This is a genomic window from Lysinibacillus sp. NPDC093197, from assembly GCF_044754025.1.
GTDB lineage: Bacteria > Bacillota > Bacilli > Bacillales_A > Planococcaceae > Lysinibacillus.
Map to the genome: position 1 here is coordinate 113976 of NZ_JBIVOH010000003.1, position 12449 is coordinate 126424.

Consider the following 12449-nt stretch of genomic DNA (forward strand, 5'->3'; position numbering starts at 1 on the left):
CGTTGTTTCCTTGCAGGGAATTCTATTTATTTCATAGAGGAAATTCCTATACACCTACAGTCTAACACTTTCAATTTAAAACGACAATACCAATTTTTAAAAATTATTGACGTTTTTGCCTTGCCACTTCTAATAAGAAAAGTGGTAGTGCGATCTGACGCTTGATGCGCTTAGGTTCTTTCATTAATCGGTAAAACCATTCAAGACCAAACTTCTGGAAAATTTCCGGAGCACGTTTTACTGTACCTGCCAGCACATCGAACGATCCACCAACACCTTGATAAATCGTTGGGTGCAATCGGTCTCGATTAGTGTTAATCCAATTTTCCTGTTTTGGACTTCCCATCGCGACAAATAATAAATCCGGTTGGGTTTCATTAATACGATCGATGACCTTTTGTTCGTCCTTTTCATAGCCGTCCTGTACGCCGACTATTTTAATAGAAGGAAATAGCGATTCTAGCTTTGCTTTTGCTGCATCGGCAACACCAGGTTTGCCTCCATAAAGGAAGATTGGCTTGCTTCGTTTTGCCGCTTCTTCACAAAGCTTCATCATCATATCGACGCCTGTAACACGTTCACGAATTTGCCCTTTTTGAATTTTCGAAGCAAGAATAACACCAATACCATCTGGAATTTGAAATTCTGCTTCATTTAATAGCTTCTTTAGTGCTGGGTCTTCTTTTGCCTTGATAATTTTTTCTGGATTAATAGCAACGACGAGCGCTTTTTGTTTGTTTTCAATGCGCTCAAATGCCATATCCATTAATTCATCGTAGCCTTCCGTATTGACGTTGATGCCAAGTACTGTTTCTTTCATCGGTTTTTCGCATCCCCTAGTAAGTGGAACTGGAAGCCAGCCTCTTGCCATTTTTCACGGTTTAAGCAGTTTTTCGTATCAAAGACGATTTTTGTTTTTACAGTAATATCCGTAGCATTATATGCTTTGAACTCATTGTGATCTGTTAGCACGACAATGATATCTGCATCTTTTGTTGCTTCTTCTAAGCTTTGTGTTTGTGTTGCATGTTTGTTTTCTTTAATGTGTGGATCATAAGAAATCACTTCTAAGCCTAAATTTTGTAGCTCATCAATTACGATTGTTGATGGACTTTCACGCATATCATCAACGTTTCCTTTGAAGGCTAGTCCAAGCACAGCTACTTTGCCACCTGCGATTTTGTTTTCATTTAAAATGGCTTGTGTTTTTTGTGCTGTAAATCTTGGCATGCTGTCATTTGTATTACGTGACATATGAATAATTTGTGCTTGTTCGCCACCTAGCTCAACTAGGAACCATGGGTCTACTGCGATACAATGTCCACCTACACCAGGACCTGGGAAATGTACATTCACACGTGGGTGATAGTTAGCAAATTTAATGGCTTCCCAAATGTTTACGTCTAATTTTTCAGCCATTTTTGCAAGCTCATTAGCAAAAGCAATATTGACATCACGGTATGTGTTTTCCATTACTTTTACTAATTCAGCTGTTGTTGCATCAGTTAAGTGGATTGTGCCATTTACAAATGTTTGGTAAAGCTCTTTTGTCATTTGAGAAGATTTTTCATCAATTCCACCAACGATACGGTCGTTGTTCACTAATTCTTCAAAAATTCGACCAGGAATTACGCGCTCTGGTGAATGTGCTACAAATAAATCAACGCCGAACTCTAAGTTTGCTTTGATTAGCTCAGGTAGCATAATGTGCTCTACTGTTTTCGGTGGTACTGTCGATTCAAGAATTACTAAATTTCCTTTTTTCACATAAGGCACAATTGATGCCGTTGCTTGACGTACATATTCTAAATTCGCTGTATTGTCAGGGTTAATTGGCGATGGTACAGCCACAATGAAAACATCTGCTTCTTGTGGTGTTGTTGACGCTGTTAAGAATCCTTCATCTACTGCTTTATTTAGGCGTTCTTGTAAACCGTTTTCTTCAATATGAAGTTTTTTTTCTTGAATACTTTTTACTGCTGCTGGGTTTACGTCTACCCCATGTACTTTTATGCCGTGGTTGGCAAACATTACAGCCGTTGGTAATCCGATATAGCCAAGTCCAACGACACAAATTGATTTCGTCATTCTCTATTCTTCCTTCCGTTTCAAAAACGAGTAGTAAATTTTTATATGGTCAATAAAATGCATTTTCACATTTTTGTTCTGCATTATAGTATACATCTTTCAAGGGAAAGTGTGAATCAATTTGTTATTTTGCAGTATTTTCTGTGTGCTTTTTACATTTTGTTGGGTTTATCGTAGCTTTTTGGAAGTGATTGGATTGGTTTATCGGCGATTCGCGGGCTTCTATCGGCGGTTTCTTCCGGGTTATCGGCGATTCATCGACTTCTATCGGCGATTTATACTGGTTTACCGGCGATTTCGAGACTCTTATCGGCGATTCCAACAAGCTAGACAAGTAGTACTTCGTATATTTGCCTGTGTTACATCGTGTTGGCAACGATTTTTGCAATAATCGTTTAGCGATATACTCACTATCAATTTTCAAAAACTCACGACAGTCCCTGTTCGTTATCGTATCTCCAACAAGCATGTAATAATCTTTTAGTGCTTGTACATGTGCATCAGTACATCGGTGCTGGCATCTCTGACATAACCAAGTTCTTTTCAGCTTTTCCATCCCAAAGTGCCCACAATTTTCGCAAAAAACGCCTCTTTGTAAAGCATTAGGATCAATTTGATAATATCGGCAAAGCGGATAAGGCTTTCTGTGTTGTAATTGTGACAAAATAATGTTTGTTATTTCAGTCGTAGCTATCCCCTTATTTTTCGCTAATAACTTATGCAAATACATTGGGAGTTCTCTTCCCATTACTATCGGTAGCCCTTCACCCTCACGATGTATTTCTACATTATTAAAAGGAAAAACAATTGCTCCATATATCGGTATCATAATGTCATGCTTGTTAAGAACATGGTGCATTGCCTGAATATACTGTTCCAGTTGAATTTCAGGATGCGTAAAAACTTGAATTTCTCCTGTATCTAAAGTACGAATTAACTGGCGCGGGTCATTTTTGAAATGGACAGTACCACGTATATTTTTAATTTCTAATATAATAACACCGCTTGATGTAATGACTAAAATGTCGATTTGCATGGGGAGTACCGTAGGAAGCATAACATTGTGGAAGATGTGACAGTCACTGAGCTGTGGTAACTTTTCTAGCTCTTTCAAAATATAATGTTCTGCAAAATCGCCCGCTTCCTTATTTTTCAGCTCCTGCTGTAAGGTTGTGAACTGTGGATGTGAAGGATGCAATCGTCGAACAAGCGCTTGCAATCCCAATGTCAGCGATGATGGCGCAAAAGGTTTAACAATCAATAACTTCACTCCTTTTCTTTTTACTATAACAGCATAAAAGTTGTAGAAAAATAGGGTGTTGGAAATTAAAAATTTACTGTGGTTTACAGGTACTAAACTTGTTAAATCAAATGGTTTATCGGCGATTTCTTCCGGGTTACCGGCGATTCACCAACTTCTATCGGCGATTCCATCTAAAACAAAAAACAATAAGGAATCGCCATTAGTATCTGGGATTCCTTATTGTTCCGCTTTCTAGCAATTTTAAAATTGATTGTGCCTGTTGCATGTGAAGTGCCAGTACATATTGGCTTGCTTGTAGCAAAATTTGTGATTTCACCATATTCATCATTTCCTTCGCAATATCAGCATCGCGAATTCGTGATTCCGCAGCGGTTAAGTTTTCTGCTGTATTCATGTTAGCATTATATGCATGTTCGAGTCGATTTTGATATGCACCTAGTCGTGAACGTTCAGATGATACTCGCTTTAATGCCTCGTCCATCGTTGAAATTGCCTTGTTTGCATCATCCCGTGTTGCAATAGAAGTAGTGTCGTCTAAACCGAGTGCCGCAGCTCCCATATCATTAATGAACAACTCAATGCTTTGACCCGCATTTGCTCCTGCTTGAATTTTAAGGCCATTCGTCGAATAATCACCATTCAGTAATGTTTTCGTATTAAACTCGGTATCTTTTGAAAGGCGCTGAATTTCTTTTTTTAGCTCTTGAAATTCCTTATCGAGTTGCTGACGATCACTATCGGTTAGTGTATCATTGGACGCTTCTACTGCTAGCTCTCGCATTCTTTGTATCATTGCATGCGTTTCATTAAGCGCACCTTCAGCTGTTTGCACAAGTGAAATTCCATCTTGAATATTTTTCGATGCCATATTCAATCCGCGGATTTGCGCACGCATTTTTTCAGATATCGCAAGACCCGCCGGATCATCGGCTGCACTATTAATGCGATAGCCCGAAGAAATTCGCAACATCGCCTTGCTCATTGCACTATAATGGTTATTCATATTATTTAATATCGACATTCCCGTAGCAGACCACTTTCCTAGCATCTCCCCACCCCCTTGCGAACAGTATTTTTATTTATATCGGTGTCAGCCAATTGCTTTTAAGTACTATTGGTAATAAATCCAAATAATTGAAGGTGGAACGATTAAAACTTTTTCAATTAAACTGTTAAAGCACCCGCTTCTTCTTCATGAAAAGTGGGTGCTCATTTGCTGTACCTAGTATTCAATTTTTGTTAACCTCCGAATTGTGTGCTCTTTTGATGTAATAGCTCAAAAAAGAGCGCTTCATTGTAATCTAATAACGCTTGATCTATTAAATAATCAATATTTCTTTGCTCAATTTCTGTAATAAGCTGATCTATCTCACCAACAGTTGCGGAAGAGACAAGGGGTAACTGTGGCTTTGGTGTAGCGCTTTCAAGAATTGGCGTTAAATGTTCATGAACATTTGTAATGAGTAGTAGTTGATAAAGTGGTAATCGAATAAAACGATTCCCTTTTTGGAAAACAAATACCTCAGATAAATTTTCGATTTGTTGTGTATGCAAGTTGATAATCATTTCTTTCCCTTCAATTGGAATGAAATGAAAAATCTCATTCTCTTTTAATATTGAGAAATATTGATAAGCAAATACGAGACGCAATTTATCTCCAGAAATTTTCGTGTAGAACGGCTTCATGTACTGAACCTGCATCATCCTTCATCCCTCCTCATTATCTGATTATTCAGATTTTAACACAAATAAACGTACTTGTTAACCATCTTATGTTCAAATTTTTTCTTTCTGATCATTCAGCTTATCATGTCCGCATTTTAATCGTATAATGGAAAGACAGTCTTTTTTCCTTAATACTACGTATGACATTTTTTGTCATCCAAATTAAAGCTAAAGTCATTGGCCAATGCAATTGAGAGGAGTGAGGTTATGGCTTTGTCTATTTCGCAACTAGCTAAGGAATATCAACAATTTATACTTGCTAAATTAAAAGAAGCTGAGCAGGATTTACATCCGTCCTCTAGCGAAGACGAGGAACTTATGCGTCGTGCAGTTTTTTCTGTACGTAACAAATCTATCGTATTTGATCGTTTTAATGGAGCAAGTTCTATATTATATGCAAGCGTACAGGATGTGAGACCTGCAACTGTAGAAATTGATTTTGCTCACGGGACTTTAAGCTGTAACTGTCCCCAACAAAAATGGTGTCGACATCAGGTTGGCGCACTACTTGCTCTCTATCAGTACTTTGATTCGGTACAAAACTGGTCTAGTGCTTGGCGTTCCCAAAAATCAGTGCAGTTAAAATCATTGGCTGATGAACGTAGTCCTGAAAGCTGGCAGTTGATGGTCGATGAAGTAATGAAACGTCTGTTACCGTCTGGTCGCATTTTAGAAGGCTACGGACTTTCGGCAATTCGTTCTGATGCATTGGAGCGACTACGCAAACATATGCCATTTGAACGTGAGTGGCAGCCTATCTATAAACTATTTATAGAGCTGTCCATTTTTAATGTGATTTGGCGTCATTTAAACAATACACAGGGGCATTCATTAGATTCACCCTATATGAAATACTTTATCGACCAAAGTTTGCAATCATTTGAAAGTATACTGACAGAATTAACGAATCGCTCTCGGCTTTTTGCAACCGATCCATTTTATGATGCACTTCAGCTAATCGTCCGAAACTTTTTACTTGAACGCGAAGGGCTGTTTGCTAATCGACTGCAAATCTACATGCTGCTGTGGGCAGTGCTTTTTTATGAGAAGCCTAGACGCGAACAGGAGCTTATACTTATTAGCAACCTCGACAATCTGTCACCCGAGATTTCTTTACAATCATTAAAGCTTATATTTTATGTGCTATTACAAAAAGAACAATTATTACAGGAAAGCATTGCACACGTTGCCTTACCACAGATGCAAGACTTGTTCGAATTAGCTACTTTTGCAAAGCGAGCTGGCGAGTCACATTCACAAGCATTAATTTTGCGTGCTATGCTCCCATTTGCTGAAGCTTTTTTACAAGAAACTGTGCCCGTCGTACAGCGAGCGCAATACGTGCGACAATTCCAACTTTTATATGAAGATATACAATTGACCGAGGAGGAAGAAACTACGTTATATAGTGCGTTCGGTGTATACGGATTACAGCCATATTCTTTCTTCCTTATTCGAAAAGAACGCTACCGTGAATGGGCGGCGTTACATCAGTTAAATGTTTCCTCATTTTCTTATTTGGAAATGTGTGGTCTAAAGGATGTATTACACATAGCTCCTGCAGCAGTATTACCTTTGTATCATGTCTATGCGATGGCAGAGATTACACAAAAATCACGTATGAATTATAAGCAAGCTGTACGTATATGGAAAAGTATGCGAAGCGCAGCAAAACGAGCAGGAAAAGTTGCTTATTTTGAAACATACATGCAAACAATCCGTGCAGAATATAAAAGACTTCGTGCACTACAGGAAGAGATTGAGAAAGGAAACTTAGTATGATGACATTAAATGCTCCCTCTCCGTTTACGAAAAGACTACAGCTACGCATTGAATCAGCTCAGAATGGCAATTATACGGTGCAGGGCTTTACTGCAAGTGGTACCGCAATAGAGGTAGAGACACTTATTTCTTCATTATTTTTCACCTATGAGGCAAATACTTATGGCTTAATGACCAATCGTACAGAGCTTTCCATCGATATTTCTACTGCCGAATTACTCGATATCTTTTCTTCGCGCTACAGTCACCCATTTATCCATTGGCAAGGGATTAATGCTGAAAGTAGTACGATGATAGAACAAGCACAAAAATTACAGCAATACTGGCAGGAACCTTCACTTTGGTCCCATGCAGTAATTGCAGATGATTTTTCTTCACTGTCATTTTCTATAGAAGGTGAAGATACTGAATTACTTGAAATAGCCGTGCAACAAAAACTCGCTCACGCTGGATTACTTGTGTCTGATGTGCCTAAGCTACTCCCATTTTTCGAACGTGGTGGCTGGCCTTTAGAACAGGATCGCCAAGCTGGCGCTGTTACTGTTTCTCTACGTTTAAGTGAGCCTGAGGAAGATTCGGAAGTTTGGCTTTTGGAAACTGTTTTAAGTACTGTTTCAACAAAAAATTACTGGACACCCGCTGTTCGTAAAAAATTATTACCATTAGCAGATGCATTACCGACTAAATGGCAAGCATTTGCGCTTGATATTGAACAACAACAAACACAGATTGTGGAGCTGCTATCAATTGAAGATTTACAACCTGATGTCTTTATTCATGTTACGCTAGACGATTTAGAAGTTCGCAAATTTTTACGTGAAGACTTAGCAAGGTTACAGGCACTCGGTTTTGATGTTGTGCTACCAGCGTGGCTAAAAGATTTAAAACAATCAAAAATTCGCGTACGTGTTAGCACAGGCAATATATCAACGAAAAAAGTAGCTGGGCTTGATGATATTTTGACGTTTAAATGGCAATTTTCAATGAATGGTGAATCGATATCAGCCGAGCAATTTAAAAAGCTTGTCGATGAAAAACGAGAATTCATTCGCATTGGTACAGAATGGTTCCGAGTGGATGCCAATTGGATGCAAGAAATGCGTGCTTTAATGCAACAGGCTGAAGATGAAAGTTGGACTGTTCGTGAGCTTTTATTCCGCGAGCTACCTGAAGATTTATCTGTGCCTGAGGAAGAAGAAGATGCCGATGATGCAATGCGTGACGATCCGCTTTTCGCCTTTGAGTTACAGCAATCTTTAAAATCTTATATGGAGCAGCTTCAGGAAAAGAAAGGTCTTCCACCAGTACCAGTGCCCCTTTCATTAAATGCTAGCTTACGTCCCTATCAGCAAGAAGGATTTGAATGGCTTATCTTTATGCGCGAACAAGGTTTTGGAGCCTGTCTAGCTGATGACATGGGACTTGGCAAAACCGTGCAACTTATTTGTTATTTACTGCATGTCTATGAAACAACGGATGCCAAAGAGCCAACCATTATTATTTGTCCGACTTCAGTACTTGGTAACTGGCAAAAAGAGCTTGCCCGCTTTGCTCCATCGTTGGTCGTGCATACGCATTATCAAGCAAATCGAACGAAAGAAGATGCATTTGTAAGACTTATCGAACAAGAAAAACCGCATGTTATTTTATCTACTTATGGTACAGTGTCACAGGATGCAGAATTTTTACAAGAAATTAATTGGGCAACTGTTGTACTAGACGAGGCACAAAATATAAAAAATATGCAGACATTACAATCTCGTTCGATACGAAAATTACATGGTAGCCACCATATAGCTCTAACAGGGACACCTGTTGAAAATCGATTATCGGAGCTTTGGGCTATTTTTGATTTTATTCATAAAGGTTATTTAGGAAGCTTTGGACGCTTTAACGAAGAATTTATATTACCAATTGAACGCGATGAATCAGAGTCACATAAGCAAAAGCTACGCGCGAAAATTCAACCGTTTTTACTTCGTCGTACAAAGCGAGATCCGAATTTACAGCTTAATTTACCTGATAAGCAAGAGTCACATGCCTATTGCGCATTAACCGCAGAACAAGCGTCACTGTATGAAGGTTATATTTTAGAAACGCTTGATCAGCTAGAGCAACTAACTGGCTTTCAAAAGAAAGGCCGCGTTTTAAAGATGCTTAGTAAATTAAAGCAATTATGTAATCACCCTGCACTTTATTTAAAGGAACCTTTCGAGGATGCTTCAACGATGCTTACACGTTCCGTCAAGCTAGAGCGTATTGTAAACATGGCAGCGGAAATTGTGGACAATGGTGAACAATGTCTTATTTTCACACAATATATTGGAATGGGACAATTACTACAGCATTGTTTCAGCGAAATTTATAATGTTGATGCACCATTTTTAACCGGTGCTATGCCTAAACAGCAACGTGACCGTTTAGTAGAGGCTTTTCAGGCGGGTGAATTCCCTATATTCATTCTCTCATTAAAGGCAGGAGGAACAGGGTTAAACTTAACTGCTGCAAACCATGTATTGCATGCCGATCGTTGGTGGAACCCTGCTGTTGAAAATCAAGCAACAGACCGTGCCTACCGAATTGGGCAAACACAATTTGTGCAGGTGCATAAGTTTGTGACTATAGGGACGATTGAGGAAAAAATTGATAAAATGCTGGCACAGAAATCTGCATTATCAGAGGAACTCATTCAATCGAGCCAGTGGTTAACAGAGCTAGATGATGATGAACTTCGTGATCTAATGTCACTGGATTATAATTTATCTTAAAAATGCGCCAAGAGCTTAACGTTCTTGGCGCTCTTTTCATTAGCAACATTTCAGTGAACAATGTTTTTCTTCTTTCCTACTTACTTCTAATATTTAGTTGTGTGAAATGTCCATTGCTGTGCGGTCTTCAGCAATGACAAGTATTATTTAAATAACACATCAATCCCTTCTAATTAATATATTACGGCGCAAGTGCTTAGCATTCTTATAGGAGAATGGCGAATTTAGAAAATGTTTTAGCATTGCTCCGTATGTATTGCGATAGTCGGTTATACTACTGGTAATTGCAACTCTTTCTCTGGTAATACAAAATCCTTAAGAATCTCCTGATTGACGGATGAAGATGGTGGTACTTTGCTCCCGTCACTATCTGGCGGCTTCAGCCTATAAAAGCGGACATCTTCTACAACCACTTCAGTAATATAAATTTTTGTGCTTTCTTCATTCATAAATGATCTGGACTGAATTCGGCCATTAATCCCAATCAATGAGCCTTTTCCGCAAAATCTAACGATATGCTCTGCCAGCTTTCCCCATACTGTACAAAGTATAAAGTCAGTTTCTACTTCCCCACGACTGTTTTTGTAATTGCGATTAATGGCGAGGGAAAAATGAGATTGCACCCGATTTCTAGATAGTTGTCTTAACACAGGATCCTTCGTAAGTCTTCCAACCAGTCCGCCTTGGTTCATCAATTCACCTCCTTTGCTTTTAATTGCTCTCATCTTACAAGATGGCAGTCCATATTGGCAAAAGTCGATTTTTAATATTTAAGGCGTTATTCAATCCGAAAAATCGTTTTTTTATCCGTTTATTTATTGTATCTTTGGTTTTTTTCGAGTAGAGTCTTGATGGCTGTAAGTAAAATAGTACTTTCCACAAAAATTAAATTTTGCATATTTAATGGAGAATTGAAGTACCAGACTCATCAGCAACAAGCTGTAATTGATTATGTTATACTAAAATGAATGACCGACTTAGGAGGATACATAATGAAAACATTTAAAATGCTTTCCTTTGACCTTGTCACTCAAGAGGGCATGCAAGCATTTCCTTTAGTCGATGGCATTATTATTAACCAGGAAAACAGCCATCAATCGTGGATTCTTGAACTGTTTATCGATCGACAATATCGACCGATTTTTGATGAGTTATTAGCGAATGCTACAGTATTTAATGTGCGAGCAGTTATTTCATTTCCAGATAATGAACCAGCGCCTTTTCGAGTTGTCGTTCATACTGTGCAAGAAATTGGCGAGCATATCTCTGTGCTATTAAAAGGGACTTTAAAAATTAAGCGTTCAAAATACGCTGAACAATTACTCGCTGATCTCCTAACAGAAGGTGTTTCGCAAGTAGAGTTACTAGACCGCTTCTCAAAAGGTATGAAAGAACGACCAAAACTTAAAAATGATTAATTTTAGCGATGCGTTGTATAACGTATCGTTTTTTTATGCTGGACAAGTTGTCATTTTTGAATAAAATATGGTGTAAAAAAGGGGTGAACTCAAATGAATTTTGTCATTCGTAAGAAACCGTTAAAATTATTATGGCTCGAAGCTTTATTGAAACGGTTACGGGAGCGAGATCCTGAGGCTAGCTATTTTATTGAACAATTTCGGAGGCTCGATGCTGGTTTCGCCGGTGAACAAAGAGTCGATAAAGAATGGTATGAAATAATATGTCCAAATACTTTTTTTGTATTGCATAATATTGTGCTTGCGAATGCAGCTAAGCATACTCATCAACTCGATACACTCTTTATTTGTAATCATTTCATGTTAGTTGTGGAAATAAAGAATATAAGTGGAAAGCTAGATTTCGATGGCATTACATATCAATGCACTCGGACAAAACCTGATGGAACAGTTGAAGGCTTTCCAAATGCTATTACTCAAATCCAACGGCATATTCAATTCATTAAAATTATATCTAAAAATTATTATCTCCCTATAGAAGGCGCAGTTATTTTTTCTAATCCATCCGCTATCATTGAAAATCATCCGAATACAGTTCCTATTTTCCATGTATCCGGACTGCAGAGTCATATTCAAAGTCTTTATAAAAAACACCCCAAACCAATATTAACGGATGAGCAACTAACCCGTTTTGTGCAACTAATTCGAGCTCAACATCAACCACAAGAATTATTAACTCGCATAGATTCCTCGCGCTTTCGCCATGGAGTACTTTGTCCAAAATGCAAATACAAAAATCAAATGTTTTATTATCGTGGCATTTGGAAATGTTCTGTATGCCAACATACAAGCAAGGAGATATTTGCAGAAGCACTACAAGATTATCAATTGCTTGTGAATCGGACTATAACCAATAGTCAATTGCGCAAATTCTTCGGCATTGAATCAAGTGATGCAGCAAATCGCTTATTGCGAAAATTTAATTTTCCTAGTATCGGTACGACTAAAAATCGCGTTTACCATCTCCCTGAAAATTTAACAGAATATATGAAGCAGTTCTTTTGATCAAATCTTATGCGGACTTCCGCATAAGATTTTTTTGAGGACTGCTTGTTGCGTGATTCGGGGGATTCTTCCTCTGTTCCGCGGTATCACACTCCTCGCTTTCGCGGAATCACTCCTCGCTTTCGCGGAATTATACCTCTGCTCCGCGGAATCACTCCTCATTTTCGCGGAATCATACCTCTGCTCCGCGGAATTACACCTCTCTTTCGCGGAATCACTCCTCGCTTTCGCGGAATTCTTCCTCTGCTCCGCGGAATCACACCTCTTTTTCGCGGAATTCTACCTATGCTCCGCGGAATCACACTCTTCTTTCGCTGAATCACACCTCTGCTCCGCGGA

At 38.7% G+C, this 12449-nt stretch carries 10 protein-coding genes; 4 read left to right on the plus strand and 6 right to left on the minus strand.

The genetic code is table 11. The features are described from left to right. Positions 1 to 103: 103 nt before the first annotated feature. From ACIP9G_RS10570 to ACIP9G_RS10590, 5 genes are all read right to left on the minus strand, one after another. Positions 104 to 820, minus strand: a complete 717-nt coding sequence (locus ACIP9G_RS10570) for a WecB/TagA/CpsF family glycosyltransferase (protein ID WP_401019191.1) — start codon at positions 818 to 820, stop codon at positions 104 to 106. After that, a complete protein-coding gene (locus ACIP9G_RS10575) occupies positions 817 to 2088 on the minus strand; it encodes a nucleotide sugar dehydrogenase (protein WP_401019193.1) in 1272 nt (423 codons plus the stop codon). The genes ACIP9G_RS10570 and ACIP9G_RS10575 overlap by 4 nt, the downstream gene beginning before the upstream one ends. 124 nt (positions 2089 to 2212) lie before the next feature. After that, complete coding sequence (locus ACIP9G_RS10580) at positions 2213 to 3349, minus strand: nuclease-related domain-containing protein (protein WP_401019195.1); 1137 nt, start codon at positions 3347 to 3349, stop codon at positions 2213 to 2215. A 202-nt stretch (positions 3350 to 3551) separates the two neighbouring features. Then, on the minus strand, positions 3552 to 4400 hold the full coding sequence (locus ACIP9G_RS10585) for a flagellin N-terminal helical domain-containing protein (protein ID WP_401019197.1): 849 nt from the start codon (positions 4398 to 4400) through the stop codon (positions 3552 to 3554). Between the two features lie 191 nt (positions 4401 to 4591). Further along, the gene (locus tag ACIP9G_RS10590) at positions 4592 to 5056 is read right to left on the minus strand and encodes a transcriptional regulator (RefSeq protein ID WP_340820956.1); all 465 of its coding nucleotides are present in this window, start codon (positions 5054 to 5056) and stop codon (positions 4592 to 4594) included. A gap of 228 nt (positions 5057 to 5284) precedes the next feature. On the opposite strand from ACIP9G_RS10590, the gene ACIP9G_RS10595 reads away from it, so the two are divergent. Both ACIP9G_RS10595 and ACIP9G_RS10600 read left to right on the plus strand, forming a co-directional pair. Then, positions 5285 to 6859, plus strand: coding sequence for a hypothetical protein (locus ACIP9G_RS10595; RefSeq protein WP_401019199.1), 1575 nt, complete (start codon positions 5285 to 5287; stop codon positions 6857 to 6859). Beyond that, a complete protein-coding gene (locus ACIP9G_RS10600; RefSeq protein WP_401019200.1) occupies positions 6856 to 9627 on the plus strand; it encodes a DEAD/DEAH box helicase in 2772 nt (923 codons plus the stop codon). Before ACIP9G_RS10595 ends, ACIP9G_RS10600 begins: the two co-directional genes overlap by 4 nt. A 269-nt stretch (positions 9628 to 9896) precedes the next feature. Here the strand turns inward: ACIP9G_RS10600 and ACIP9G_RS10605 are convergent, their stop codons facing one another. After that, positions 9897 to 10319: a single-stranded DNA-binding protein gene (locus tag ACIP9G_RS10605; protein WP_401019202.1), complete on the minus strand. Its 423-nt coding sequence runs from the start codon at positions 10317 to 10319 to the stop codon at positions 9897 to 9899. A 300-nt stretch (positions 10320 to 10619) separates the two neighbouring features. On the opposite strand from ACIP9G_RS10605, the gene ACIP9G_RS10610 reads away from it, so the two are divergent. After that, a complete protein-coding gene (locus ACIP9G_RS10610; protein WP_340820960.1) occupies positions 10620 to 11045 on the plus strand; it encodes a YwpF family protein in 426 nt (141 codons plus the stop codon). 93 nt (positions 11046 to 11138) lie between these two features. Continuing rightward, positions 11139 to 12110, plus strand: coding sequence for a nuclease-related domain-containing protein (locus ACIP9G_RS10615; RefSeq protein WP_401019203.1), 972 nt, complete (start codon positions 11139 to 11141; stop codon positions 12108 to 12110). Positions 12111 to 12449: the final 339 nt, after the last annotated feature.

Bases quoted from the DNA above. Each gene is read 5' to 3' on its own strand.
- ACIP9G_RS10570 (WP_401019191.1), bottom strand. From the start codon at position 820: ATGAAAGAAACAGTACTTGGCATCAACGTCAATACGGAAGGCTACGAT.
- ACIP9G_RS10575 (WP_401019193.1), bottom strand. From the start codon at position 2,088: ATGACGAAATCAATTTGTGTCGTTGGACTTGGCTATATCGGATTACCA.
- ACIP9G_RS10585 (WP_401019197.1), bottom strand. From the start codon at position 4,400: ATGCTAGGAAAGTGGTCTGCTACGGGAATGTCGATATTAAATAATATG.
- ACIP9G_RS10590 (WP_340820956.1), bottom strand. From the start codon at position 5,056: ATGATGCAGGTTCAGTACATGAAGCCGTTCTACACGAAAATTTCTGGA.
- ACIP9G_RS10595 (WP_401019199.1), top strand. From the start codon at position 5,285: ATGGCTTTGTCTATTTCGCAACTAGCTAAGGAATATCAACAATTTATA.
- ACIP9G_RS10600 (WP_401019200.1), top strand. From the start codon at position 6,856: ATGATGACATTAAATGCTCCCTCTCCGTTTACGAAAAGACTACAGCTA.
- ACIP9G_RS10605 (WP_401019202.1), bottom strand. From the start codon at position 10,319: ATGAACCAAGGCGGACTGGTTGGAAGACTTACGAAGGATCCTGTGTTA.
- ACIP9G_RS10610 (WP_340820960.1), top strand. From the start codon at position 10,620: ATGAAAACATTTAAAATGCTTTCCTTTGACCTTGTCACTCAAGAGGGC.
- ACIP9G_RS10615 (WP_401019203.1), top strand. From the start codon at position 11,139: ATGAATTTTGTCATTCGTAAGAAACCGTTAAAATTATTATGGCTCGAA.